Source organism: Aquabacterium humicola (assembly GCF_030167915.1).
Taxonomy (GTDB): domain Bacteria; phylum Pseudomonadota; class Gammaproteobacteria; order Burkholderiales; family Burkholderiaceae_C; genus Pseudaquabacterium; species Pseudaquabacterium humicola.
Genome location: NZ_JARGNB010000004.1, coordinates 290,037 through 316,517, shown reverse-complemented (window position 1 = coordinate 316,517; position 26,481 = coordinate 290,037). Strand labels below are relative to the sequence as shown.

Sequence of the window (26,481 nt, the reverse complement as noted above, 5' to 3'; positions counted from 1 at the left end):
CCGGACGGGGGTGCGCGACGGCTTACCCGGTGATCGCTTCGACGATCACCGGCGACAAGGCCGGCGCGCTGTCGGCGATCGTCAGGCAGCGCGCCAGCGTTGCCGCCGCCTCGTCCGCCGCCGCATCGCTGGCTGCGTGGATGCGCAGCAGCGGCTCGCCGGCCTTCAAGACCGTGCCGAGCGGCCGGCAGTGGCTGAAGCCGACGCGCGCATCGATCACGTCGCTGGCGCGACGCCGTCCGCCGCCGAGCGCGACGATGGCGTGGCCGATGGCGCGTGTATTCATCGCCGCCAGCACGCCGTCGCGCGGTGCGCCGAAGTCGCGCTGCACCGGTGCCGGCGGCAGCGCACGGCCGGCGGCGAAGACATCGGCCGGGCCGCCCAGCGCGGCGACCATGCGCGCGAAGCGTTCGGCCGCACGGCCGCTGGTGAGCGCGTCCCTGGCCGCGGCGTACGCCGCGTCGTGCGTCGGCTGCAGGCCCGCCAGCCGCAACATGCGCGCGGCCAGCTGCAGGGTCACCTCCAGCAGCCGCGGCTCCTGCGCCGTGCCGTCGAGGAAGTCCAGCGTCTCGACCAGCTCCAGCGCATTGCCCGCGGTGAAGCCGAGCGTCTGGTTCATGTCCGTCAGCAGCGCTTCGGTCGGCAGCCCCGCGGCCTGCGCCACCTGCACCAGGCTGGTCGCCAGCGCCTGGGCCATCGGCAACGAATCGGCGAACGCGCCGTTGCCCACCTTGACGTCGATGACCAGCGACTGCAGCCCCGCCGAGAGCTTCTTGCTCAGGATGCTGGCGGTGATCAGCGGGATCGATTCGACGGTGCCGGTGACGTCGCGGATGCCGTAGAGCCGGCGATCCGCCGGGGCGATGCGCGCCGACGCGCCGACGATCGCGCAGCCGACCTCGCGCAGGATGCGCAGCAGCTCGTCCGGCGGCGGGTCGATGCGGTAGCCGGGAATGGCCTCCAGCTTGTCGAGCGTGCCGCCTGTGTGGCCGAGGCCGCGGCCGGAGACCATCGGCACCACGCCGCCGCAGACCGCGATGATCGGCGCCAGCATCAGGCTGACCTTGTCGCCGACGCCGCCGGTGGAGTGTTTGTCGAGCACCGGGCCGGGCAGCGCGCTCGCGCCCTCCCAGCGCATCACGTCGCCCGAATGCAGCATCGCGCGCGTCAGCGCGACGATCTCGTCGCGCTGCATGCCGCGCAGGAAGATCGCCATCGCCATCGCGGCGACCTGGCCTTCGCTCCAGGTGTCCTTCGCGACACCGTCGACGAAGGCCTGGATCTCGTCGGGCGACAGCTGGCCACCGTCGCGCTTGGTCTGGATGACCTGGACCGCAAGCATCGTCATCGCTCTAGCGCCTCGTCACCATGTCGCCCGGCTCGTAGTCCGCCACCTTCAGCGGGCTGCGCGCGGCGATGTAGGCCTTGAGCACGTCGGCGTCGTTGAAGCCCGAGTCGACGTAGCCCGGATGGTTGTTGAGCTTCGGATAACCGTCGCCGCCGCTGGCGGTGAAGTTGGTGACGGCCAGGCGGTAGCTGCGCTGCGGATCCACGGGCTGGCCACCGATGCGCACGTCCTTCAGCTCGTTCGCCTCGATCACCATGCGCACGCCGGCGGTCTGCGGGAACGCGCCGGCGCCGGGCGTCATCTTCGCGGCGGCCTTCAGGAAGTTGAGCAGCTCGTCGCCCTTCATCTGCACCACGGCCACGGTATTGCCGAAGGGCTGCACCTTCAGCACGTCGCGGTAGCTGATCGAGCCGGCGGGAATCGAGTCGCGCACGCCGCCGGAGTTGATCAGCGCGAGGTCGGCGCCGGTCCTGTCCATCATCGCGCGGGCGATCAAGGTGCCCAGGTTGGTCGGCTGCTTGCGCACGCGGTCGCGGTCGCCGTCGAGCACGCCGTCGGACGAGCCGACCGGCACCGACAGCCGGGCCTGGCCGTTGGCCTGGAAGGGCTGCAGGAAGGCCTTCATCCCGGTGTCTTCGGCGATGGCCTCGGCCGCCAGCACCTTCTTGCCGTCGGGCCCACGCTTCTTCATGTTCACCGGGACCAGCTCGTACTTCACCAGCTCGACCTTCGAGCCGTCGATCACGAAGTCGGCGCGGCCGACGTACTTGCCCCACTCGTGCGCCTGCACGATCCAGGTGCCGTTCTGGCGATCGGGCGCGCAGGGCGTGCCAGGCACGTAGGCGTCGTTGCGCTTGTTCTCGGCCAGCATGCACACGGGGTTCTGGCTGTGGCCGCCGACGATCAGGTCGAAGCCTTTGACCGCGCGCGCCATCTCGACGTCGCCCGGGGCGTTCACGCCCGCGTTGCCGTCGGTGTAGTGGCCCATGTGCGTGGCCGCGATCACCATGTCGGCCTTCGCGCGCAGCTCCGGCACCAGCTTCGAGGCCTCGTCCACGGGCTTCGTGAAGCTGATGCCGCGGATGTTGGCCGGCAGCACCATCTTCGCCGTGTCCACCGTGGTCATGCCGACCACGGCGATCCGGTAGCCGGCGCGTTCGAAGATCCGGTAGGGCTCGAACAAACGTTGGCCGTCGCTGTAGATGTTGGCGGCCAGCATCGGGAACTTCAGCCACGAACGCTGCTTGGCCAGCACCGCCGGCGGCTTGTCGAACTCGTGGTTGCCGACCGCCATCGCGTCGTAGCCGAGGCGGTTCATGCCCTGGAAGTCGGGCTCGGCGTCCTGCAGGTCCGACTCGGGCACACCGGTGTTGACGTCGCCGCCGTCCAGCAGCAGCACCTCGCCGCCGCCGGCCTTGACCTCGGCGCGCAGCCTGTCGATCAGCGTCTTGCGCGCGGCCATGCCGTACTCGCCGTCGGCGTTCGGCCAGAAGCGGCCGTGGTGGTCGTTGGTGTGCAGGATGGTCAGCTTCAGCGGCGCGCGCGGCGCAGGCGTGCTGGCGCAGCCGGCGAGCACCGCGGCCAGGGCCAGGGCGGCGAGCCGGATCGCAGGGGTGTTCATCGTGTCGGTCTCCCAGGAATGTGATTCACAGCGCGGGAATGATCGCCTGCAGCGCGCGCGTCGCCGTCTGCGACGTGGCCTCGGCGGTGTTCAGCGTGTGCGCATGGCTCAGCACCTCGGCCTCCATGCCGCAACCCATGTTGGTCAGCATCGACAGGCCCAGCACCTTCAGCCCGGCATGCCGGCACAAGATGGTCTCGGCCACCGTGCTCATGCCCACGGCCTGCGCGCCCAGGCGCTGCAGCATGCGGATCTCGGCCGGCGTCTCGAACTGCGGCCCCAGCACCCATGCGTAGACACCTTCGTGCAGCGCGATGCCGGCCGCCGCGGCCGCGTCCTTCGCCTGCTGGCGCAGCGCGGGGTCGTAGGCATCGGCCATGTTGACGAAGCGTTCGCTGCCCGGCTCGTCGTGCAGCGGCGTGCGCTGCACGATGTTCAGGTGGTCGCCGATCAGCATCAGCGAGCCCGGGCGCATCGCGACGTCCAGGCTGCCGGCGGCATTGGTGAGCACGATCGTGCCGCAGCCGATGGCCGCCAGGGTGCGGATCGCGCCTTTCATCGCCGCGGCGTCGCCGCTTTCGTAGGTGTGCTTGCGGCCGCGCAGCAGGGCGATCTCACGACCGCCGAGGCGGCCCAGGCGCAGCACGCCGGCGTGGCCGGCGATGGCCAGCTTGGGGAACGCGGGCAGCTCGCCGTACGGGATGTCGACCGCATCGTCGACCGCCGACGAGATGCCGTCCCAGCCCGAGCCGAGCACGATGGCCAGGCGAGGGCTGCGGCCGGTGGCGCGGATGCGGGCGGCGCTGTCGGCGATGGCGTTCTGAAGACTCATGCGATGGCTTTCCTGCGGGATGAAGAAGACGGTGCCCGTGCGCCGGCGATGTCCAGCGGCACGCCCTTGAAGGCGGCGCGCGCTGCGGCCGACGGCGCACCGCCGACGATGATGCGCGAGAAGTCGGCCAGCGGCGCGATGAACGCGGGCCGCAACCGGCCGAGCTTGCTGTGATCGACGACGAGGATCGACTCGGCCGCACAGGCGATCGCCGCCTGCTTGACCGCGACTTCGTGGAAGTTCGCGCAGCTCGCGCCCCGCTCGGCATGCAGGCCGGCGGCGGAGATGAAGGCCTTGTCGACGCCCAGGCGCTGCAGGTAGGCGATGCCTTCGTCGGCGGTGAAGGTGGCGGCCGACGGGTGGTACAGCCCGCCCAGCAGCATCAGCTGGGTGTGCGGGCGCTGGCTCAGCAGCGTGGCAATGTTCAGGGAATAACAGACGACGTTGAGCGGGATGTCCGGCGGCAGGCTCTCGGCGAACAGCGCCATCGTCGTGCCGCAGTCGATGAACAGGCTGTCGCCGGCCTGCACCAGCTCGGCCGCCCGGCGGCAGGCCAGGCGCTTGGCGTCCGCATGCTGGTCGCGCTCGGCCTCCAGCGTATAGCGCGGCGCCGCCCTGGCCGGCGCCGGCGCCAGCGGGGCCACCACGTAACCGCCCAGGCAGGCCAGCGGCGCGCCCGGCACCGCGAGGTCACGCCGGATCGTCATCGCCGAGACCTTCAGCGCCGCCGCCGCATCGGCCAGCGGCAGCGCGCCGCGGCGGGCGAACAGCTGCTGCAGCCGGTCCCAGCGGGCGGCGCGGGCGGCGGTGCCGGAAGGCGTGGACATCGGGGGGTGTTCAATCCGCGGCTTGTGACGCGGAAAACAGATTGTGGTGGGCAATGTTTCTAGAATAACATCCCGGCCTCGCCGGCCGGAACCCCCTGCCGGGCTTTCCCCGAGCACCCCCGATGGGTTGCCCGGTGCATTCCAAAGAGGCCGCCGCATGAACGCCGCTTCCGCCAAACCCCTGCTGCGCGATGCCGCCGCGGCCCCCTCCACCGCGCTGCCGCAGCCTGCTGCGGATGCGCGGGTCTCTGCCGCCGCGACGCCCGGGCGCAACCCCGGCCAGCCCTTCGATCCGGATTGGTTCGTCGACCAGCGGGTGAACCTGTCCGCGGTCGAGCGCCGCATCGCCGGCCTCGCCGGCCGGCGCTCGGTGAAGAAGGACGCGCAGGCCGCGTGGCTGCTGAAGGCCATCACCTGCATCGACCTGACGACGCTGTCCGGCGACGACACGGCCGAGCGCGTGAAGCGCCTGTGCGCGAAGGCGCGCCAGCCGGTGCGCAGTGATCTGCTCGAGGCGCTGGGCGTGGCCGACCGCCGCATCACCACCGGTGCGGTCTGCGTCTACCACCGCTTCGTCGGCACCGCGGTCGCCGCGCTCGAAGGCTCGGGCATCCCGGTGGCGGCGGTGTCCACCGGCTTCCCGGCCGGCCTGAATCCGCATGCGCTGAAGCTCAAGGAGATCGAAGCCTCGGTGCGCGACGGCGCGCAGGAGATCGACATCGTCATCAGCCGCGAGCATGTGCTGGGCGGCCAGTGGCGCAAGCTCTACGACGAGATGCGCGACTTCCGCGCCGCCTGCGGCGAGGCGCATGTGAAGGCCATCCTCGCCACCGGCGAGCTGAAGACGCTGCGCAACGTGGCGAAGGCGTCGATGGTCTGCATGATGGCCGGCGCCGACTTCATCAAGACGTCCACCGGCAAGGAGCCGGTCAACGCGACCTTGCCAGTGTCGCTGGTGATGCTGCGCATGATCCGCGAGTACGAGGAACGCACCGGCGTGCGCATCGGCTACAAGCCGGCCGGCGGCATCGGCACCGCGAAGAACGTGCTCGAGTACCAGGTGTTGATGAAGGAAGAGCTCGGCCGGCCGTGGCTGGAGCCGGAACTCTTCCGCGTCGGCGCGTCGAGCCTGCTGGCGGACATCGAGCGGCAGCTGGAACACCACGTCACCGGACGCTATTCCGCGTTCAATCGCCACGGGGTGGCGTGACGTGGGTGGCATGTGGAATCCCGCATTCGGCCCGTTGCGGTCGGTCGCCACGTGCCGCGTGCGTAGACCGCGCAAGATCAGGCCGGCGCGCACGCGGGGACTGTGCATGGCAGCACCGAGCGCGCCAAGGCCACTGGGTGCCCGGCTCCGCTCATGTCCCCCGGGCCGTGCGCCGCTGATACGCCTCAGGCTCAATCCCGGCCGGCCCTCCTCCTTGACTTCGCTACGCCGGGCACCCAGCGTCCTTGGCTTCGGCACTACCGCGGCGTGCGATCGGATGCCAGGGCGGGGCGGATCAGGACGGCGGGGCGCTCTGTGGAGCGAAGTCAAGGAGGAGGGCCGGCCGAGCACCACCTGGGACGTCACAGCGCAGCCCGGCCCGGGGGACATGAGCGGAACAGAGCGCCCCGCCGGCCTGATCCTGTGCACACCCAAGCACGCAACGGCGAACGCCCGCAACGGGCCGCCAGGCGACCTTCACTATCTCGCAATCGACGCGTCCTGAACGCGACGGAATTCCCTGGAGCAACTGACATGACGGTCGCGCACTACATGGACACGATGGACTACGCGCCGGCGCCCGAGGGCAATGCCGAGGCCAAGGCCTGGCTCTCCGCCCACGACAAGGGCTTCGGCCATTTCATCAACGGCGCGTGGGTCGGCGCCGAACGGGCCGATGCGTTCGACAGCAACGATCCGTCGACGGGCAAGCGGCTGGCGCGCATCGCGCAGGGGTCGAAGGCCGATGTCGACGCTGCGGTGGCCGCCGCGCGGGCGGCCCAGGGGCCTTGGGCGGCTGCGGGCGGCGCGGTGCGGGCGCGGCACCTCTATGCGCTGGCGCGCATGGTGCAGCGGCACGCACGGCTGCTGGCGGTGGTCGAGAGCATGGACAACGGCAAGCCGATCCGTGAATCGCGCGACATCGACGTGCCGCTGGTCGCGCGCCACTTCTACCACCATGCCGGCTGGGCGCAGGTGCAGGCCACGGAGTTCGCCGACCACCGGCCGGTCGGCGTCGTCGGCCAGATCATTCCGTGGAACTTCCCGCTGCTGATGCTGGCGTGGAAGATCGCGCCGGCGCTGGCGCTGGGCAACACCGTGGTGCTCAAGCCCGCCGAGTACACGCCGCTGACCGCGCTGCTGTTCGCCGAGCTCGCCGCCGCGGCCGGCCTGCCGCCCGGCGTGCTGAACATCGTCACCGGCGACGGCGCCACCGGCGCACTGCTGGTCGACCACCCCGGCGTCGACAAGCTGGCCTTCACCGGCTCGACCGAGGTCGGCCGCCTGATCCGCGAGCGCACGGCCGGCTCGGGCAAGGCGCTGACGCTGGAGCTGGGCGGCAAGTCGCCCTTCGTCGTCTTCGACGACGCCGATCTCGATGCGGCGGTCGAAGGCGTCGTCGACGCGATCTGGTTCAACCAGGGCCAGGTGTGCTGCGCCGGCTCGCGCCTGCTGGTGCAGGAAGGCGTGGCCGAACGCTTCATCGCGAAGCTGAAGCGCCGCATGGGCGCGCTGCGCGTCGGCGCACCGCTGGACAAGGCCATCGACATGGGCGCGATCGTCGCGCCGGCACAGCTGGAGCGCATCCGCTCGCTGGTGGCCGTGGCCGCGGCCGAAGGCGGCCAGGTCTACCAGGCGCCGGGCGCGGCGGAAGCCTGCCCGGCCGGCGGCTGCTTCTATCCGCCGACGCTGATCACCAACGTGCAGCCCGGCGCCACCGTCGCGCGCGAGGAGATCTTCGGTCCGGTGCTGGTGACCGGCACCTTCCGCACGCCCGATGAAGCGGTCCTGCTGGCCAACAACAGCCGCTACGGCCTGTCGGCCAGCGTGTGGAGCGAGAACATCGGCCTGGCGCTGGACATCGCGCCGAAGCTGGTGGCGGGTGTCGTGTGGGTCAACGCGACCAACCTCTTCGATGCCGCGGTCGGCTTCGGCGGCACGCGCGAATCGGGCTTCGGCCGCGAGGGCGGCCGCGAGGGCTGCTTCGAATACCTGAAGCCCATCGCGTGGGATGAGCGGCCATCGCGCGCCGCGGCGCCGGCCACGCCGCCGGCCGGTCCGGCGCTCGGCGCGGCGCCGGCCGCCTCGACCGCCAACGTCTTCGCGATGCCGACGCTCGACCGCACCGCCAAGCTCTTCATCGGCGGCAAGCAGGCGCGGCCGGACGGCAACCACTCGCTGCCGCAGTTCGCGGCCGACGGCCACCTGGCCGGCGAAGTCGGCGCGGGCAACCGCAAGGACATCCGCAACGCGGTGGCCGCCGCGCGTGGCGCCGAGGGCTGGACCAAGGCCACGTCGCACAACCGCGCGCAGGTGCTGTACTACCTGGGCGAGAACCTGTCGGCGCGCGCCGGCGAGTTCGCTGCCCGCATCGCGACGCTGACCGGCGTCGGCGCCGATCAGGCCCGCGCCGAAGTGGACGCGTCGATCGGACGTTGTTTCACCGCCGCCGCCTGGGCCGACAAGTACGAAGGCCGCGTGCACCAGCCGCCGCTGCGCGGCGTCGCGCTGGCGCTGCCCGAGGCGCTGGGCGTGGTCGGCGTGGTCTGCCCGCCGGAAGCCCCGCTGCTGGCGCTGATCAGCCTGGCCGCGCCGCTGATGGCGATGGGCAATCGCGTCGTCCTGATCCCCAGCGGCCCGGCCTCGCTGGTGGCGACCGACTTCTACCAGGTGCTCGAAACCTCGGACGTGCCCGCGGGGGTGCTCAACATCGTCACTGGCGAAACAATGACGCTGGCCCGCACGCTGGCCGAGCACGACGACGTCGATGGCCTGTGGGCCTTCGGCTCGGCCGAACTGAGCACGATGGCCGAGAAGCTGTCGGTCGGCAACTTGAAGCGCACGCTGGTCGACCACGGCCGCGCGATCGACTGGTACGACGACCGGGCCGCGTCCGGCCCGGTGCTGCTGCGCCATGCGACGCAGGTGAAGAACGTCTGGATTCCCTACGGCGAGTGAGCCGACCGGGGAGCGGAAACCAATGGCGCCTGGTTCAGGAGCGCAGTTCCTGAACCAGGTGGTCGGGGCCGAAGCTCGCCGGCAGCAGCTGCCCTAACGTGTATTTGGCGCGGATGATCTGCTCGTCCGCCATCCAGATCGGCACGTCGTCGGCCGCGAACTCGCGCAGGCGCTGGCGGCAGCCGCCGCAGGGCGTGACCGGCTCGGCGGCGACGCCGACCACCGCCACCGCGAGGATGCGGTGCGAGCCGGTGAGCACCAGGTGCGCGATGGCCGAGGCCTCGGCGCACTGGCTCTGCGGGTAGGCGGCGTTCTCGATGTTGCAGCCGGCGTGCAGCCGGCCGTGGTCGTCGAGCAGCGCGGCGCCGACCTTGAACTTCGAGTATGGCGCATAGGCGCGTTCGCGGGCGGCGCGCGCGGCCTGCACCAGCGCATGCATCACGTGTTCGTCGACGGGAGAGGCCATCAGCGTTCCTTCACGTAGGGCACGCCGAGCGCGGCGGGCGCGCGCGCGCGGCCGATGAAGCCGGCCAGCAGCACCACCGTCATCACATAGGGCAGCGCCTGGATCGCCTGCACCGGCACGGTACCCCCGCCCAGGGTCGCGGGCAAGGCGACACCCTGCAGCCGTATCGCGACGGCGTCGAGGAAACCGAACAGCAGGCAGGCCCACAGCGCGCCGACCGGATGCCACTTGCCGAAGATCATCGCCGCCAGCGCCATGTAGCCGCGGCCGGCCGTCATGTTCGGCACGAAGGACGCGTTCTGCGCCAGCACCAGGTAGGCCCCGGCCAGCGAGCACAGCGTGCCGTTGAAGGCCAGCGCCAGGTAGCGCAGGCCCTTCACCGACAGACCGGCGGCGTCGACCATCGCGGGGTTCTCGCCGGTCGCGCGCAGCCGCAGGCCCAGCCGGGTGCGGTACAGCAGCCACCAGACGCCCGGCACCGCCAGCAGCGCGAGGTAGACCATCAGGTTGTGGCCGAAGAAAGCCAGCGCCAGCGCATTGCCGAGCACTGGAATCGCCTTCAGTGCCTCGCCGATGCCACCGAACCACGCGGCCAGCCGCACCGCATCGGACAGCGGCGGCGTCTGCCCGCCCTGCTTGAACCAGGCGATGCCCAGCACCACGGTCAGGCCGGCGGCGGTCATCGTGATTGCCATGCCGGCGACGACCTGGTCGCCGGTGTGGCTGACGCAGGCATAGGCATGCAGCATCGACAGCGCGAGGCCCACCGCCAGCGCCGCCGCCAGCGCCAGCACCAGCGAGCCGCTGGTCGCGCCCGCCGCGCCGGCGGCGAAAGCCGCCATCAGCATCTTGCCCTCGAGGCCGAGGTCGATGACGCCCGCGCGTTCGCTCAGGGTCGCGGCCAGCGCGCACAGGATCAGCGGCACCGACACACGCAGCGTCGACGCCAGCAGCGTGCCGACCAGCACCTCATCCATGCGCGACTCCCGGTTTCGGGGCAACGGCGGGCCGCGTGCGCGCATAGATCTTGGCCAGCGTCGGCGCCGCGACGGTGGCCATCGCGCCGGAGAACAGCACGATCAGGCCCTGCAGGGTGGCGACCATCTCGCGGCTGAAGCCGGGGATCTCGAACGACAGCTCGGCGCCGCCCTGGTAGAGCGCGCCGAACAGCAGCGACGCGAGCACGATGCCTACCGGGTGGTTGCGACCGATCAGAGAGACCGCGATGCCGGTGAAGCCGGCGCCGGCGACGAAGTCCATCAGCAGGCGGTGCTGCACGCCACCCAGCTCGTTGACCGCGATGCCGCCGGCCAGCGCGCCGGCGATCATCATCGAGACCATGATCTGGCGCTTCGGCTTCACGCCGGCGTAGTGCGCCGCATCGGGCGAGAAGCCGACCGCGCGCAACTCGTAGCCGGCGCGCGTCTTCCACAGCAGCAGGCCGATGCACACCGCCGCGGCGATCGCCAGCAGCAGCGACAGGTTCGCCGGCGTCTTCGGCCACTCGATGCCGAGCCAGCCCAGCGCCTCGTGCAGGCCGGGCACATGGGCCGACGCATCGAAGGCGCGGCTCTCGGGCGTCATGTTGCCGGGCTCCTTCAGCACGTTGACCACCAGGTAGCCCAGCAGCGCCGACGCGATGAAGTTGAACATGATCGTCGTGATGACGATGTGGCTGCCGCGCCAGGCCTGCAGTGCGGCGGGCACGGCGGCCCACGCGGCGCCGAAGAGCGCGGCGGCCGCCACCATCAGCGGCAGCATGACCCAGGCCGGCAGCGCGGCGCCCCAGGCCAGCGCGGCCAGCGACGCGCCGAGCCCGCCGATCAGCGCCTGGCCCTCGCCGCCGATGTTGAACAGCCCGCCGTGGAAGGCCATCGCTACCGCGAGGCCGGCGAAGACGAAGGTGGTCGCGTAGTACAGCGTGTAGCCGATGCCGGCGCGCGTGCCGAACGCGCCTTTCACCAGCAGCGTGATCACTTGCAGCGGGTCGAGCCCGATGCCGGCGACGACGATGCCGGCGACGACCAGTGCCATGCCGAGGTTGACCAGCGGCAGCACGCCGATGTCGATCCAGCGCGGCAATTCGACGGGTTGGCTCATGCGGCGGGTTCCGTCGCGGTCGCGCCGCACATCAGGCGGCCGAGCGCGGCTTCGGTGCAGTCCTCGATCGGCAGCTCGCCGGCGATGCGGCCGCGGTCCATCACCAGCACGCGGTCGGACAGCGCGAGGATCTCGTCGAGCTCGGACGACACCACCAGCACCGCGCCGCCGGCATCGCGCATCGCGCGCAGCTGGCCGTGGATGAACTCGATCGCGCCGATGTCGACGCCGCGCGTCGGCTGGCCGACCAGCAGCACCTTCGGCTTGACCACCGCCTCGCGCGCCAGCACCAGCTTCTGCTGGTTGCCGCCGGAGAACTTCGACGAGCGCAGCAGCGGGTTGCGCGGCCGCACGTCGTAGTCTTCCATCATGCGCGCGGTGTCGGCGCGCATCGCGGCCTGCTTCAGCCAGCCGAAGCGGCCGGCGAAGCGCGCGAGCTTCTGGTGTCCGAGGATCGCGGTCTCCCACGCCGCAAAAGGCAGCACCATGCCGACGCGGTGGCGGTCCTCCGGCACGTGCGCGAGGCCGAGCTCGCGGGCGCGCGCCGGGTCGAGCCAGTCCTTCGCGGTGAACGATGCGCCGGCCAGCATCAGCTCGCCGGCCTGCGGCGCCTTCATGCCCGACAGCGCTTCGAGCAGCTCGCTCTGGCCGTTGCCCGAGACGCCGGCGATGCCGACGATCTCGCCAGCACGCAAGGTGAGCGACACGTCGGCCAGCCGAACGACGCCCAGCGCATCGGCCCACTGCAGGTGTTTCGCGTCCAGCAGCACGGCGCCGGTCTTCGGCCGCGCCGACGCCGCGTCGCGGCCGAGGTTCACGCGCCGGCCGACCATCGCCTCGGCCAGCTTGTCGAGGCTGGTGTCGGCGATCGGGCAATCCAGCACCACGGCGCCGGCGCGCATCACCGTCACCTGGTCGCACAGCGCGAGGATTTCCTTCAGCTTGTGCGTGATCAGCAGGATCGTCGTGCCCTGCGCGCGCAGCCGGCGCAGGGTGACGAAGAGCTGGTCGGTCTCCTGCGGCGTCAGCACCGCGGTGGGCTCGTCGAGGATCAGGATGCGCGCGCCGCGGTACAGCGCCTTCAGGATCTCCAGCCGCTGGCGCTCGCCGACCGGCAGGTCCTCCACCGGCGTGTCCAGGCGCACCACCAGCCCGGTGTCGTGCATCAGCGCGTCGAGCTTGGTGCGCACCTCGGCGCGCGCGGCCTGCAGCCGCCAGTCGGGCTCGGCGCCGAGCATGATGTTGTCGAGCGCCGAGAGCGGGTCGACCAGCATGAAGTGCTGGTGCACCATGCCGATGCCCAGCGCGATCGCTTCCTTCGAGCCGGTGATCGTCACCGGCTTGCCCTCGACCTCGATCGATCCCGAATCGGCCTGGTAGAAGCCGTAGAGGATCGACATCAAGGTGCTCTTGCCCGCGCCGTTCTCGCCGACGATGCCGTGCACCGTGCCCGAAGACACGGCGAGCGTGACGTCCCTGTTGGCTTGAACGGCGCCGAATCGCTTGTGGATGCCGCGCATCAGCACGGCCGGCGCGCGGCTGGACAAGATCAGTACTTGCAGGCGTTGTCGGCCATGTAGTCGGCGACCTTGATCTTGCCGGCGATGATGTCGGCCTTGGCCGCATCGACGCGCTTCTTCATGTCGGCCGACACCAGCTTCTCGTTGTGCTGGTCCAGCGCGTAGTCGACGCCGCCTTCCTTCAGGCCCAGCACCGTGACCCCGGGGTTGGTCTTCTTCGCGGCATTGAACACCGCGACGTCGACGCGCTTGACCATCGAGGTCAGCATCGTGCCGGGCTGCAGGTGGTTCTGGTTGCTGTCGACGCCGATGGCCAGCTTGCCCGCGTCCTTGGCGGCCTGGTAGACGCCGATGCCGGTGCCGCCGGCGGCGGCGAACACCACGTCCACACCCTTGGCGAACTGCGCCTTCGCCAGCTCGGCGCCGCGCGTCGGATCATTCCAGGCGGACGGCGTGGTGCCGGTCATGTTGGACGTTACTTCGGCCTTCGGGTTGGCGTACTTCGCACCCTGCTCGTAGCCGCACTGGAACTTGCGGATCAGCGGGATGTCCATGCCGCCGACGAAGCCGACCTTGCCGGTCTTCGACGCCAGCGCGGCCATCATGCCGACCAGGAAGCTGCCTTCCTGTTCCTTGAAGACGATCGATTCGACGTTCGGGTTCTTGACCACCGAATCGATGATCGCGAACTGCAGCTTCGGGAAGTCCTTCGACACCTTCTCGACCGTCGAGCCCTGCGAGAAGCCGATCGCGATGATCGGATTGGCGCCCTTGTCGGCCATGCGCCGCATCGCCTGCTCGCGCTGCGCCTCGTTGGCGATCTCGAAGTCGAGATAGGCCTTGCCGCTTTCCTTCTTCCAGCGCTCGGCGCCGTTGTAGGCGGCCTCGTTGAAGGACTTGTCGAACTTGCCGCCCATGTCGTAGATGACGGCGGGCTGGGCCTTCGCCGCGCCGGCGGCGAGAGTGAGACAGGCCAGGGCGAGCAGCGTGGGCTTCATATGCGGGTTACCCCTGTGATGGCGTTGATGTGGCGGGCAGGATAGCAAGACTCGGACCGGAATCTCCCCGGTACTTGCGCGCAATCCAGACCCCTTGACGAGTGCCCTCTCACTTGACCAAGCGGTCAGGTTTCTACCCATCCGGCCCCTTTTGGAGCCGCGAGGGCCACTGGCCGGCGGTAGCATCGCGCGATGAAGGACACCCCTCATCCAACGTCGCGACCCACCGATCCGGTGGACATCGACATGATCGCGCGGCGCCTGCCGAAGGTGCTGCTGCACGAACACCTGGACGGCGGCCTGCGCGTCTCGACCCTGCTCGATCTGCTGCAGCAGCGCGGCCTGCAGGCGCCCGCGGCCGACGAGGATTCGTTGGCGGCCTGGTTCGATGCCCGGGCCCACGCCGGCTCGCTGGTCGAATACCTGCGCGGCTTCGCGCTGACGATCGCCGCGATGGCCACGCCGGCCGCGCTGCAGCGCGTGGCCTTCGAGGCCGCGGAGGACGCGCGGCTCGACGGCTGCGTGCTGGCCGAGTTCCGCATCGCGCCGCTGCTGTTCGAGCCGCACGGCGTCAGCGGCGAAGCGGCGGTCGAGGCGATGCTGGCCGGCCTGGCGCGTTCGCCGCTGCCGACCGGGCTGATCGTCTGCGGCATGCGCCAGCACGATGCGGCCGAGATCACCCGCAGCGCCGAGCTGGCGCTGCGCTACCAGGGCCGGGGCGTGGTCGGCTTCGACCTCGCCGGCCCGGAGCACGGCTTTCCAGCGACGCCGCATGCCGCGCTGCTGGCACGGCTGACCGAGCGGGGCCTGCCGCTCACTTTGCATGCCGGCGAGGCCGACGGCGCCGAGCGCGTGCTCGAGGCCGGCCGGCTCGGCGCCAGGCGCATCGGCCACGGCGTGCGGCTGGCCGAGGTGATCGGCACGCCGAAAGGCGCGGCGATGCTCGACGAGGTGCGGTCGATGGGCCTGCACCTGGAGGTCTGCCCGACCAGCAACGTGCACACCGGTGCGGCGACGTCGATCGCCACGCACCCGATCCGTGCGTTGTGGGATGCCGGCGTCTCGCTCTCCTTCCACACCGACAACCGGCTGATCTCCTGCCTGTCGCACTCGGACGAAGCCGCCGCGCTGGTGCGCGAGGCCGGGTTCTCGTGGGAGGACCTCAAGCGCATGGGCCAGGCCGCGGCCGACGCGTCCTTCCTGCCGGGGGCCGACCGGGCCGCGGCGCGCGCGACGATCGACGCCTGGAGTGCCGCTGCATGACGCCGATCCGGCTCTCGTCCCTGGGCGCGTGGTCGATCGCCACCACGCTCGCCGCGGCGCTGGCCGCCTGCTCGACCGCCCCGCCGCTGCCGCCGCGCCCGGTGCAGCTGCGCGTCATCGGCTTCAACGACTACCACGGCCACCTCGAGGCCGGCAGCCAGACGCTCACCCTGCCGGACCCGGGCAAGCCAGGCGCCAGCCTGCGCGTGAACGTCGGCGGCGCCACCGCCTTCGCCGGCCTCGTGAAGTCGCTGCGCGACGGCGCGCCGCACAGCGTGCTGGTGTCCTCGGGCGACATGATCGGCGCCGCGCCGCTGGTCTCGACGCTGTTCCGCCACGAATCGACGATCGACGTGATGAATGCGATCGGCGTCGACGTTGGCGCGCCGGGCAACCACGAGTTCGATGCCGGCAGCGGCGAGCTGCAGCGCGTGCTCGGCGGCGGCTGCGCGCCGAACCCGGCGGGCGCGACGACCACCTCCTGCGCGCTGAAGCACTACACCGGCGCGCGCTTCCCGCTGGTCGCCGCCAACGTCGAACGCGCCGGCGGCGGCAGCTTGCTGGCGCCGAGCTGGGTGCGCCAGGTCGGCCCGGTGAAGGTCGGCTTCATCGGCGCCGTGACGCGCTGGACGCCGACCATCGTCGTGCCCTCGGGGGTCGCCGGGCTGCGCTTCATCGAGGAGGCCGAGGCGATCAACCGGGCCGCCGCCGCGCTGAAGGCCCAGGGCGTGAATGCGCTGGTCGTCACGATGCACGAAGGCGGCGTGATCGGCTCCGCCGAGCAGCCGGCCGACTGGAACGACGAGCGCTGCCCCGGTCTGCGCGGGCCGATCGTCGAGCTCGCGCAGCGCATCACGCCGGACGTCGACCTGATCCTCACCGGCCACAGCCACCAGGGCTACCGCTGCGTGATCGACGGCCGGCCGGTGATCCAGTCGTTCTCGTACAGCCGCGGGCTGTCGGCGACCGACCTGTTCATCGACCCGGCTACCGGCCGCGTCGACCGCGCGCGCACGCGCAGCCGCAACCTGCCGGTGCTCAACGAGCGCACCGACGCGGCCCAGCGCACGGCGCTGGTCGCCGCGCAGCCCGCGCCGTGGAGTGCCGCGCTGCGCGAGGCGAAGCCCGACCGCGAGGTGGCGCAGGTCGTCGCGCAGTTCAGCGCGGCCGCGGCGCCGCGCACGCAACGCGAAGTGGGCCGCATCGGCGGCAGCTTCGAGCGCGGCGAGCGCTCGGCCAAGGTCGACAGCCCGGCCGGTCGGCTGATCGCCGACGCGCAGTTGGCGGCCACGCGCGACCCGGCCAAGGGCGGCGCGCAGCTCGCGCTGATGAACCCCGGCGGCATCCGCAGCGACCTGCTGTGCCGCGGCACGCCGCCCTGCGCCGTCACCTTCGGCGATGCGTTCACGATGCAGCCCTTCGGCAACAGCCTGGTCGTGATGAGCTTCAGCGGCGCCGAGCTGAAGGCGCTGCTCGAATCGCAGCAGCCGCCGGGCCACAGCGGCGCGCACCTGCTGCACCCGTCGGCCAGCCTGCGCTACCGCTGGGTCGCAGCGGCGCCGCACGGGCAGCGGGCGCAGGACATCACGATCGACGGCGCGCCGCTGCGGCCCGAGGCCACCTACCGCGTGACGGTGAACAGCTACCTCGCCGAAGGCGGCGACGGCTTCGTGCTGCTGAAGAACGGACGCGACCGGCTGGGCGGCGAGCTCGACCTCGATGCGCTGCTCGCCTACCTGGGCAGCACGCCGGCGCCGGCGGCCGCGCCGCGCATCCACTGGGTCGAGTGAGGCCGGCGGCGCCCGCCGCCGCAGCGTGGCGGGTGACCCGCGTGACCGCCGCACGACAAGCCACGCCGCTGTCATCGGGCTTGCATCGACCGCCGGCACAGTGCACGCCATCGGCCGCCGCTGGACGCACCGTCGCAGTGCCCGCCGCGCACCAATCCGAGTGTTGGCGAAATGCCGAATTGCGGGCAAACCCGTGCTAGCCCGGGTCGCCCGCTTTGCGTGAAATTGACCCTTTGGTCAGATTCTGGTGCACGGACGCTGGCAGGGCACTTGCGTAAGCGTGGCCTCGGCACCGACGCGTCAGCGGCGCCTCGGCACCCCCTGCTTCGGCCACGCATGGTGAGCGGCGGCCGAAATTTTTTGACTCTCGAGGAGTGGACACGATGAACGACAGGCACTGGTTCGGTTTTCCGAGGACGGTGATCAGCATCGCCGTGGCGATGGCGGCAGCGACGCCGGTGCTGGCGCAGAACACCACCGCCGCAGTCGGCGGGCGGGTGACGGATGCGGGTGGCAGGCCGGTGGCCGGAGCGGCGGTGACGATTCGCCATGTCGAATCGGGCTCCACCAACAACGTGACGACCGATGCCGAGGGCCGCTACGCCGTCCGCGGCCTGCGGGTCGGCGGGCCGTACACGGTGACCTTCACGAAGGACGGGCAGACCGATACGCGCAACGACGTCTATCTGGCGCTGGCCGAGACGACGACGCTGGATGGCGCGATCGGGGTGGGCACCGCGACGGTGGTGGTGACGGGGCAGGCGCAATCGGCGCGCTTCGGCAGCTCGAACATGGGTTCGGGCACCAACATCGGCGCACGGGAGCTCAATTCGCTCGCGACGATTTCGCGCAGCCTGCAGGACTTCGCGCGCACCGACCCGCGGGTATCGCAGACCGACAAGGAGCGCGGCGAAATCTCGATCGCCGGTCAGAACTCGCGCTTCAATTCGGTGACCGTCGACGGCGTCAACATCAGCGACACCTTCGGGCTGAAGGCCAACAACCTGCCGACCTTGAAGCAGCCGATCTCGCTGGATGCGATCCAGTCGGTGCAGATCAATGTTTCGAACTACGACGTGACCCAGAAGGGCTATGTTGGCGGCAATATCAACGCCGTCACGAAGTCAGGCACGAACGAGGTTCATGGCTCGGTGTTCCACACCTATCGCGACGACGATCACCTGTCCGGCGATCGCTACAACCGCACCAATGACACGTTCTCCGGTGCGCCGAACTTCACTGAGACGCTCAGGGGCTTTGTACTCGGCGGCCCCATCGTCAAGGACAAGCTCTTCTTCTTCGTCGGCTACGAGGAACTCCTGTCCAGCAAGGCCGCGCCTGAGTTCGGGCCGCTCGGAGGAGCCAAGACCAACGTCGGCATCACGAGCTCGGCGATCGCAAGCGCCGCGCAGATTGCGAAGTCGACCTACAACCTCGACTTCGGCAGCATCGAGGCCCCTGGCAAGCTCAAGACGACCGTCAAGGACACGTTGCTGAAGCTTGACTGGAACATCAACGACGACCACCGCGCCAATGTGCGGTACACGAAGACCGATCAGATCGATCCGTCGTTGAACAACATCACGCCGACGGCGCTGTCGTTCAATACGAACTGGCACGACCTCAACGACGTGATCGAGACGGTCGTCGGTCAGTGGTTCGCGGACTGGACGCCGAACTTCTCGACCGAGCTGAAAGTCTCGAACCGCAAGTACGACAGCATCACGATCAACAGCGTGTCGATGCCGCAGATCGGTCTGAACTTCACCGGCGCGCTGCCGCCTGGCACGCCGTCGTCGGTGCAGAGCAACCGGACGCTGTTTGCGGGAACCGAGCGTAGCCGCCACTTCAATGCGTTGAAGACCAAGACCAACGACGCCTACCTCGGTGCAACCTGGACGACCGGCCCGCACGAACTCAAGTTCGGCGCTGATATCGTCGAGAACACCATCTACAACGCATTCCTGCAGGACGTCTACGGCAACTACACGTTCCGCTGCCTGGACGCCAACCCGGCGACCAATCCGAACTTCACCTATCGGTTCAACAACGGGGCGGCGCTGTCTTGCGGCAATGCAACCGCAGCGCAGGTCGAGGCGGCTCTGTTGGAGAACTTCCAGCGTGGTCGCGTCGCGCAGTTTCAGGTGCAAGCGCCGTTCTCCGGCAAGACGATCGACGACGGCGTCGCCCGCTGGAGCATCACGGACACCGGACTGTTCGCGCAGGACACCTGGAAGGTCAACAAGCAGCTGACGCTGACCGGCGGCGTGCGCATCGACATCACCACCACCGGCGACAAGCCGCTTTACAACGCGGCGGCCGCGGCGCCGATGGTGGCAGCCAACGTGCAGACAAACACCCGGCAGACGGGCGGCTTCGGTCTCGACAACTCGGTGACGCTGGATGGCGAGAAGCTCGTGCAGCCGCGCTTCGGGTTCAACTACAACCTCGACACCACCGACAAGCGGCGGCAGCAGGTGCGCGGGGGCATCGGTCTGTTCCAGGGGGCCGCGGCGACGGTCTGGCTGTCGAATCCGTACTCGAATACCGGCATCGCGACGCGCTTCATCGGTTGTGGCGGCACGTTCGCGCCCTGCGTGAACACGAACGACAACGGCATCTTCAACCCCGACCCGACCAAGCAGCCGACCAGCTTGCCCGGCGCCGCGCCGGCCGCCAACGTCGATTTCATCGAGAAGGGGCTGGGTCAGCCGTCGGTATGGAAGATGAACCTGGCCTATGACGCCGAGCTGCCTTGGGGCGGTCTGGTGGCCGGCGCCGAGTGGCTGCACACGGATACCAAGCAGGGGATCTACTACCGGCACCTGAACCTCGGCGCCCCGACGCGCACTGGTCCGGATGGGCGTGATCTGTTCTACGGTGCGACGGGTTACGACCCGGCGTGCTGGGATCGCAACGGCAATGCCGTCAGCACCTGCTCGGTTCGCAACCGCGCTCTGAACAACGCCAGTTACGCGAACGTCCTGCTCGCTTCGAAGACAGGCAAGGGCAGCGCCGATTCGTTGACGATGTCCCTGTCGCAACCCGCGGCGGCTGGCCTCGGCTGGCAGCTCGCCTATACCCGCGCTCGGGCCAAGGAAGTCAGCCCGCTGACCTCGTCGGTGTCGAACTCGAACTGGGCAGCGCGGTCATCGCTCAACCCGAATGAGGAAGTGGCGGCCAACTCGCCCTACCTGGTCCGTGATCGCGTCAGTGCATCACTGACTTGGTCCCAGGCGTTCATCGGCAAGTACAAGACCAGCGTCGGCCTGTTCTACGAAGGGCGCACGGGCAAGCCGTACAGCTGGACGTTCGACAACGACGCCAACGGCGATGGCCTCGCAGGCAACGACCTGATGTACATCCCGACTGCACCGGGGTCGGGCGAAGTCATCTTCGCCAGCGGGACCTTCCCGAGTGCCGCGGCTGCCGAAGCGGCTTTCTGGGACACGGTGCACCGTTACCCGGAACTGACGCGCTCGCGCGGCGGCGTCACGAAGCGCAATGGCAGCTTTTCGCCGTTCACCAACAGCTTTGACCTGCGGGTCTCCCAGGAAGTGCCCGGCTTCATGTCCGGACACAAAGGGGTGATCAGCTTCGACATCCTGAACCTGGGCAATCTGCTCGACCGCCGTTGGGGCCGTATCGACGAGGTTGGCTTCCAGTCCAGCGGCGGCCAAGCCCGCAGCTTCGTCCGCTACGCCGGCATGCGCGACGGCAAGTACGTCTACAACGTGATCCCGCTGGAAGACCTGCAGACCCGCCAGGCCAAGGGCGAGTCCCAGTGGGCCGTGCAGGTCACGCTGAAGTACGAGTTCTAACAACAAGAAGAACGGGCCGCCGCCAGGTGGCCCGCTTCGCGAGAGCGTTCGACGCGGGCCCTTCGTGGCCCGCGTTTTTCGTTCGGCGTCAGTCGCCCGGCACCGCCCGCCGCAGCTGCGCCCGCAGCCGGCTCAGGCTCACCGGCGTGATGCCGAGATAACTCGCGATGTGGTGGTGCGCCACCTGGTCCTCCAGGCCGGGGTGCAGGCGACGCAGGTCGCGCAGGCGCCGCGCCGCCGGCAGCGCCGCCAGCGACCATTCGCGATCGGCACGCCGCATCAGCTCGGCGCGCAGCACGGCATCGCCCCAGCGCTGCACGACCGGATGCGCCAGCATGCACTGCAGCAGCGCATCGCTCGGGAAGGCCGCGACGCGCGCCGGCGTCATCGCCGTGCAATCGACGCGCGAACGATCGCCCGCCAGGCGCGTGATCGCCGGCATCAGCACGCCCGGGCCGGTGTGGAAGGCCAGGGTGACCTCGCGGCCCTCGGCATCGGCGACGCTGGTCCGCAGCATGCCCTCGAGCACGAAGACCTCCGGCGGATCGTGGTCGCCGGCGCGCAGCAGCGTGTCGCCGGCGGCGAGTGCACGGCATTGCATCGTGCGCAGCACGCTGTCGAAGGCCGTCTCGTCGAGCGGTGCGATCGACCGCGCGATGGCCAGCACCGCGGCGCGGTCGGCGTCATCCATGGTTATCAAATGATATGGCGGCCCTGCGGGCGGATTCCGATGATGCGCGCCTGTCCACAGCCGCCGACCCCGCCATGCGCTCTTTCATCCGCCCGCTCGCCACGCTGCTGCTCGCGCTGCCCGCGTGGCTGCTGACCACCGGCTTCACGCTGCCCGAGACGGTCGACCGCGACCCGAGCCTGCCGGCCGTGGTGCTGGACGGCTACCGCTTCCATGCCGAGGCCTTCGGCGCGGAGGACCGGCCGGTGGTCATCGTGCTGCACGGCGGGCCGGGCGCGGACTACCGCTACCTGCTGCCGCTGAAGGCGCTGGCCGACGACGGCTGGCGCGTCGTCTTCTACGACCAGCGCGGCACCGGGCTGTCGCCGCGCGTGCCGGCCGGCACCATCACGCTGGACAGCTTCGTCGCCGACCTCGATCGGTTCGTCGAGCACTTCGGCCGCGGCCGGCCGGTGCACCTGCTCGGCCACTCGTGGGGCGCGATGCTCGCGTCGGCCTATGCCGGCGCGCATCCGCGCAAGGTGGCGAAGATGGTGCTGGCCGAGCCGGCCTTCCTCGATGCGTCGACGGCCGATGCGATGGTGTCCGCAGGTGGGCCGGGCCCGGCGGTGATCTGGGGCTTCGCGACCGCGTGGCTGAAGAAGTGGTTCGTGCGCACCGGCGGCGACGCCTACGCGCGCGACGACTTCTTCCTGATGCAGATCCTGCCGCTGACCCAGGGCCGCGCGCAGATGTGCGAGGGCCGGGCGCCGCCGCTGCAGGCCTGGCGCTTCGGCAGCCCGAACTTCGAGGCGACGATCGGCCGCATGCGGCGCGAACCGGCCTTTTTCGCCGGCCTGGATTTCCGCCGCGGCGCCGAGGCCTTCGAGGGCGGCGTGCTGCTGCTGGCCGGCGCCTGCAACCAGGTGGTCGGGCCGGCGCACCAGGCCCGTCATCTGCGCCACTTCCGCCATGCGCGGCTGGCGACGGTGCCCGACGCGGGCCACTTCATGTTCAACGACCAGCCGCAGCGCAGCCTGGACCTCGTGCGCGACTTCCTGGCCGAACCGGCGCCGGGCGTGCGCTGACGCGCTCGGCGCGCGGGCGGCTCGTGGCGTCAGAACGGGATGTCGTCGTCCATGTCGTCGAAGCCGGTGCTCGACTTCTGCGCCGGCCGCTGCTGCGGCGCGGCCGAGGGCGCGCGGGCGGCCGGGGCGCTGCGGCGCGGGGCGCTCTCGCCACCACCGCCGCCACCGCCTTCGTAGTCCTCGCCGCCGTAGCCGCCGCCACCCCCACCACCGCCGCCTTCACGGCCGCCGAGCAACTGCATCTGCTCGCCGTAGACCTCGGTGGTGTATTTCTCGATGCCGTCCTTGTCGGTCCACTTGCGGGTGCGCAGGCGGCCTTCGATGTAGACCGAGCGCCCCTTCTTCAGGTATTCGCCGGCAACCTCGGCGAGGCGGTCGAACAGCACGATGCGGTGCCATTCGGTTTCTTCCTGGCGCTCGCCGGATTCCTTGTTCTTCCAGTTGCGGGTCGTCGCGATGCTGAAGTTGCAGACTGCGCTGCCGTTGGGCGTGTAGCGGACCTCGGGGTCGCGCCCCAGGTTGCCGACGAGGATGACTTTGTTGACTGATGCCATGGCGAGGCGCTCCTGCTGGTGGGGTACGGGGACTGCGTCGAAGGGTGCGGCGCTGTAATCAGACGCGCCGCGCAGATCCCACGTCGGCGATGATATCCAGCGGCGCCCGACCGACGCCTTCGCCCCGATGGGGGTTCACCCTTTCGAGGGGAGCGCCGTCAGCCCCGCGGGAAGCCCGCGGCGGTGCCGGCCGCGACCGCCGCGATGCGCTCGGCCAGCCCCACCATCGCCAGCGGCTTGGTCCAGTAGTCGTCGAAGCCGGCGGCGCGCGCGCGTGCCAGTTCCTCCGGCATCGCGTCGGCCGACACGGCGATGCAGGGCAGCCGCGCGGTCGTCGGGTCGGCACGCAGCCGCGCGAGCACCGCGTAACCGTCGGCGCCGGGCAGGTTCAGGTCCAGCAGCACGACGTCGGGTGGCGCCTGCCCGACCATCACCAGGCCCTCTTCGCCGGTCTCGGCGATGCGCAGCCGGTGGCATGGCTGCTGCATCGCCAGCGCTTCGCGCACCAGCATCGCGTTGACCGGGTGGTCCTCGATGTAGAGCACGTCGCAGGCGCGGTCTGCACCGGCAGCGGCGGCGGACAGCGCTGGCGCGGCGGCCGCCTGACGCGGCGCGACCTGGCGCAGGCGCACGCGCACGTCGGTGCCGGCGGTGCCCGCCGGTGGGGCGATGTCCAGCGCGCCGCCCATCGCTTCGGCGAGGTGGCGTGCGATCGTCAGCCCCAGCCCGCTGCCGGCCGGCTGGATCTCGGTGCCCAGGCGCACCAGCGGTTGGAACAACGCGGCGCGGCGTGCGGCATCGATGCCGGGGCCGCTGTCGATCACCTGGACCTCCAGCGTCGCGCCGCCAGCGGGGATGCTGCAGCGCAGCTGCACGTCTCCGCCGGGCCGGTTGTACCGGATCGCGTTGCCGAGCAGGTTCAGCAGCACCTGGCGCAGGCGCGTCGGATCGGCCTCGACCCAGGCGCCGCACGGGGCCCAGGGCCGCAGCACCACGCCGGCGGCCAGCGCCTGCGGTGCCACGAGCTGCAGCGCCTCGGTGGCCACCGCGTCCAGTGCCAGCGGCTGCATCTGCAGGCGCAGCGCGCCCGACTCGATCGACGCCAGGTCGAGCAGGTCGTCGATCAGCGTCAGCAGGTGGTCGCCGGCCTGGCGCATCTGGCGCAGCGGTTCGGCCGTCCAGTCCGGCAGCTCGTCCGCGCGCTGCTGCAGCAGCTGCGCGAAGCCCAGCACGCCGTTGAGCGGCGTGCGCAGCTCGTGGCTGATGCGCGACAGGAAATCGCTGTTGGCGCGGCGGTTGCGTTCGGCGGCGGTGGTGTCCGGCGGTGGCGCGCTGGGCGGGCCGCCGGGATCGTGCTCGGTCATGTCGGCCGGCAGTCTAGGCCACCGATCGCGTCGCCCGCCGCGTGGCGGTGCGTAATCCGGCCGCTGCGTGACGCATTCGCCCTTCAGGGGGATGGTCGGCCGGGTCACGGACGGCCGATCATGCGCGCCAGCGACAATCCGCCCCGCCCCGCCCCGCTCCCTCGCCTGCCCCCTTGCCGTCCATGCCCGCCGATACGACCGCCCCGCTCGACATCCTGAACGAGGTGTTCGGTTATCCGGCCTTCCGCGGCCAGCAGGCGGACATCGTCGCGCACGTCGGCGGCGGCGGCGATGCCTTGGTGCTGATGCCCACCGGCGGCGGCAAGAGCCTGTGCTACCAGGTGCCGGCGATCCAGCGCCACCGCCAGGGCCGCGGCGTCACGCTGGTCGTCAGCCCGCTGATCGCGCTGATGCACGACCAGGTCGGCGCGCTGGAAGAAGCCGGCGTGCATGCCGCCTTCCTCAACTCGACGCTCGAAGGCGACGAAGCCCGCCGCATCGAGCGCGAGTTGCTCGGCGGCCGCTTGGTGCTGCTGTACGCGGCGCCCGAGCGCATCCTGACGCCGCGTTTCCTCGCGATGCTCGACTCGCTGAACGAGCGCGGCCTCCTGAGCCTGGTGGCGATCGACGAGGCGCATTGCGTCAGCCAGTGGGGCCACGACTTCCGCGAGGAGTACCTCGGCCTGTCGCAGCTGCACGAACGATTCCCCGACGTGCCGCGCATCGCGCTGACGGCCACCGCGGACGCGCACACCCGCGCCGACATCGTCGAGCGCCTCGCGCTGAACGGTGCGCGCCAGTTCGTCGCCAGCTTCGACCGGCCGAACATCCGCTACACCATCGTCGAGAAGGACGAGGCGAAGAAGCAGCTGCTGTGCTTCCTGCGCGACGAGCACGAGGGCGACGCCGGCATCGTCTACTGCCAGAGCCGCAAGAAGGTCGAGGAGACCGCCGCGTGGCTGAGCGCCGAAGGCATCGCCGCGCTGCCGTACCACGCGGGCCTCGACGCCGACGTGCGCAAGCGCCACCAGGACCGCTTCCTGCGCGAGGACGGGCTGGTGATGGTCGCGACCATCGCCTTCGGCATGGGCATCGACAAACCCGACGTGCGCTTCGTCGCGCACCTGGACCTGCCGAAGAACATCGAGGGCTACTACCAGGAGACCGGCCGCGCCGGCCGCGACGGCGCGGCGGCCGACGCGTGGATGGCCTATGGCCTGGTCGATGTCGTCAACCAGCGCCGCATGATCGACGAGAGCCCGGCCGGCGACGACTTCAAGCGCCTGCAGCGTGCCAAGCTCGATGCGCTGCTGGCGCTGGCCGAGGCGCACGACTGCCGGCGCGTGCGGCTGCTGGCGTATTTCGGCGAACACAGCGAGCCCTGCGGGAATTGCGACAACTGCCTGAACCCGCCCGCGGTGTGGAACGGCACCGAGGCGGCGCGCAAGGCGCTGTCGTGCATCTACCGCTTCCGCCAGCACGGCGGCATCAGCTTCGGCTCGGGCCACCTGATCGACGTGCTGCGCGGCAAGCTCACCGACAAGGTCACGCAGCACCAGCACGATCGCCTGTCGACCTTCGGCATCGGCGCCGACCTGGCCGAGCAGCAGTGGCGCGGCGTGCTGCGGCAGCTGATCGCGCTGGGCCATGTGCGCGCCGAAGGCGAGTACAACACGCTGGAGCTGACCGAATCGGCGCGCGCGGTGCTCAAGGGCGAGGTGGACGTGCTGCTGCGCGTGCCGAGCGAGCCGCCGAAGCGTGGCAAGTCGAGCCGTTCGAGCCGCGGTGCGGGCGCGGCCGACAAGCCGCCGCCGCTGCCGCTGGACGAGCCCGGCCTGCAGCGCTTCGCCGCGCTGAAGGCCTGGCGTGCCGAGGTCGCGAAGGAGCACAACCTGCCCGCGTACATCGTCTTCCATGACGCGACGCTGGCCGAGATGGCGCGCGAGGCACCGGAATCGATGGACGCGCTGGCCGGCATCTCCGGCGTCGGCGCGAAGAAGCTCGAGGCCTACGGACGCGAGATCCTGCGCGTGCTGACCGGCTGAAGCGGC

General features: G+C 70.5%; 19 protein-coding genes. 7 read left to right on the top strand and 12 right to left on the bottom strand.

Annotated elements, in window-relative coordinates:
• Positions 1-22 precede the first annotated feature (22 nt).
• From P1K89_RS20260 to P1K89_RS20245, 4 genes are read right to left on the bottom strand one after another with little or no spacing between them, the layout of a single operon-like run.
• Complete coding sequence (locus P1K89_RS20260) at positions 23-1,342, bottom strand: thymidine phosphorylase (RefSeq protein ID WP_439898017.1); 1,320 nt, start codon at positions 1,340-1,342, stop codon at positions 23-25.
• Between the two features lie 10 nt (positions 1,343-1,352).
• Entirely contained in the window at positions 1,353-2,969 is a 1,617-nt protein-coding gene (ushA, locus tag P1K89_RS20255) for a bifunctional UDP-sugar hydrolase/5'-nucleotidase UshA (protein ID WP_284618314.1), read from the bottom strand.
• A gap of 25 nt (positions 2,970-2,994) precedes the next feature.
• Positions 2,995-3,801, bottom strand: coding sequence for a purine-nucleoside phosphorylase (locus P1K89_RS20250; protein ID WP_284618313.1), 807 nt, complete (start codon positions 3,799-3,801; stop codon positions 2,995-2,997).
• Complete coding sequence (locus P1K89_RS20245; RefSeq protein ID WP_284618312.1) at positions 3,798-4,628, bottom strand: DeoR/GlpR family DNA-binding transcription regulator; 831 nt, start codon at positions 4,626-4,628, stop codon at positions 3,798-3,800. The genes P1K89_RS20250 and P1K89_RS20245 overlap by 4 nt, the downstream gene beginning before the upstream one ends.
• A 157-nt stretch (positions 4,629-4,785) precedes the next feature.
• On the opposite strand from P1K89_RS20245, the gene deoC reads away from it, so the two are divergent.
• Together deoC and P1K89_RS20235 are read left to right on the top strand one after the other, a co-directional pair.
• Complete coding sequence (gene deoC / locus P1K89_RS20240; protein ID WP_284618311.1) at positions 4,786-5,838, top strand: deoxyribose-phosphate aldolase; 1,053 nt, start codon at positions 4,786-4,788, stop codon at positions 5,836-5,838.
• A gap of 534 nt (positions 5,839-6,372) precedes the next feature.
• The gene (locus P1K89_RS20235) at positions 6,373-8,796 is read left to right on the top strand and encodes an aldehyde dehydrogenase family protein (RefSeq protein WP_284618310.1); all 2,424 of its coding nucleotides are present in this window, start codon (positions 6,373-6,375) and stop codon (positions 8,794-8,796) included.
• 34 nt (positions 8,797-8,830) lie between these two features.
• On the opposite strand, the gene P1K89_RS20230 is transcribed toward P1K89_RS20235, so the two are convergent.
• Genes P1K89_RS20230 through P1K89_RS20210 form a run of 5 tightly spaced genes read right to left on the bottom strand, consistent with a single transcriptional unit; the run spans position 8,831 to position 13,880 of the window.
• Positions 8,831-9,262, bottom strand: coding sequence for a cytidine deaminase (locus P1K89_RS20230; protein ID WP_284618309.1), 432 nt, complete (start codon positions 9,260-9,262; stop codon positions 8,831-8,833).
• Positions 9,262-10,239: an ABC transporter permease gene (locus P1K89_RS20225; protein ID WP_284618308.1), complete on the bottom strand. Its 978-nt coding sequence runs from the start codon at positions 10,237-10,239 to the stop codon at positions 9,262-9,264. Before P1K89_RS20225 ends, P1K89_RS20230 begins: the two co-directional genes overlap by 1 nt.
• Positions 10,232-11,362 (bottom strand): ABC transporter permease, encoded by a 1,131-nt coding sequence (locus P1K89_RS20220; protein ID WP_284618307.1) that lies wholly within the window; start codon positions 11,360-11,362, stop codon positions 10,232-10,234. The genes P1K89_RS20225 and P1K89_RS20220 overlap by 8 nt, the downstream gene beginning before the upstream one ends.
• Positions 11,359-12,909 (bottom strand): ABC transporter ATP-binding protein, encoded by a 1,551-nt coding sequence (locus P1K89_RS20215; protein WP_350081755.1) that lies wholly within the window; start codon positions 12,907-12,909, stop codon positions 11,359-11,361. Before P1K89_RS20215 ends, P1K89_RS20220 begins: the two co-directional genes overlap by 4 nt.
• Positions 12,910-12,911: 2 nt before the next feature.
• Positions 12,912-13,880 (bottom strand): BMP family lipoprotein, encoded by a 969-nt coding sequence (locus P1K89_RS20210; RefSeq protein ID WP_284618306.1) that lies wholly within the window; start codon positions 13,878-13,880, stop codon positions 12,912-12,914.
• 192 nt (positions 13,881-14,072) lie between these two features.
• Here P1K89_RS20210 and P1K89_RS20205 point away from each other — a divergent pair, with 192 nt between their 5' ends.
• The 3 genes from P1K89_RS20205 (at position 14,073) to P1K89_RS20195 (ending at position 20,754) form a co-directional block, all read left to right on the top strand.
• Entirely contained in the window at positions 14,073-15,143 is a 1,071-nt protein-coding gene (locus tag P1K89_RS20205; protein ID WP_284618305.1) for an adenosine deaminase family protein, read from the top strand.
• Positions 15,140-16,933: a bifunctional metallophosphatase/5'-nucleotidase gene (locus P1K89_RS20200; protein ID WP_284618304.1), complete on the top strand. Its 1,794-nt coding sequence runs from the start codon at positions 15,140-15,142 to the stop codon at positions 16,931-16,933. The genes P1K89_RS20205 and P1K89_RS20200 overlap by 4 nt, the downstream gene beginning before the upstream one ends.
• Before the next feature lie 383 nt (positions 16,934-17,316).
• Entirely contained in the window at positions 17,317-20,754 is a 3,438-nt protein-coding gene (locus tag P1K89_RS20195; protein WP_284618303.1) for a TonB-dependent receptor, read from the top strand.
• An 88-nt stretch (positions 20,755-20,842) separates the two neighbouring features.
• On the opposite strand, the gene P1K89_RS20190 is transcribed toward P1K89_RS20195, so the two are convergent.
• Complete coding sequence (locus P1K89_RS20190) at positions 20,843-21,445, bottom strand: Crp/Fnr family transcriptional regulator (protein ID WP_284618302.1); 603 nt, start codon at positions 21,443-21,445, stop codon at positions 20,843-20,845.
• A 74-nt stretch (positions 21,446-21,519) separates the two neighbouring features.
• On the opposite strand from P1K89_RS20190, the gene P1K89_RS20185 reads away from it, so the two are divergent.
• A complete protein-coding gene (locus P1K89_RS20185) occupies positions 21,520-22,512 on the top strand; it encodes an alpha/beta fold hydrolase (protein WP_284618301.1) in 993 nt (330 codons plus the stop codon).
• A gap of 29 nt (positions 22,513-22,541) precedes the next feature.
• Here P1K89_RS20185 and ssb read toward each other — a convergent pair whose 3' ends face one another.
• On the bottom strand, positions 22,542-23,066 hold the full coding sequence (gene ssb, locus P1K89_RS20180; protein ID WP_284618300.1) for a single-stranded DNA-binding protein: 525 nt from the start codon (positions 23,064-23,066) through the stop codon (positions 22,542-22,544).
• Positions 23,067-23,224: 158 nt separating this feature from the next.
• Complete coding sequence (locus P1K89_RS20175) at positions 23,225-24,430, bottom strand: hybrid sensor histidine kinase/response regulator (RefSeq protein WP_284618299.1); 1,206 nt, start codon at positions 24,428-24,430, stop codon at positions 23,225-23,227.
• A 182-nt stretch (positions 24,431-24,612) separates the two neighbouring features.
• Here P1K89_RS20175 and recQ point away from each other — a divergent pair, with 182 nt between their 5' ends.
• A complete protein-coding gene (gene recQ, locus P1K89_RS20170) occupies positions 24,613-26,475 on the top strand; it encodes a DNA helicase RecQ (protein WP_284618298.1) in 1,863 nt (620 codons plus the stop codon).
• Positions 26,476-26,481: the final 6 nt, after the last annotated feature.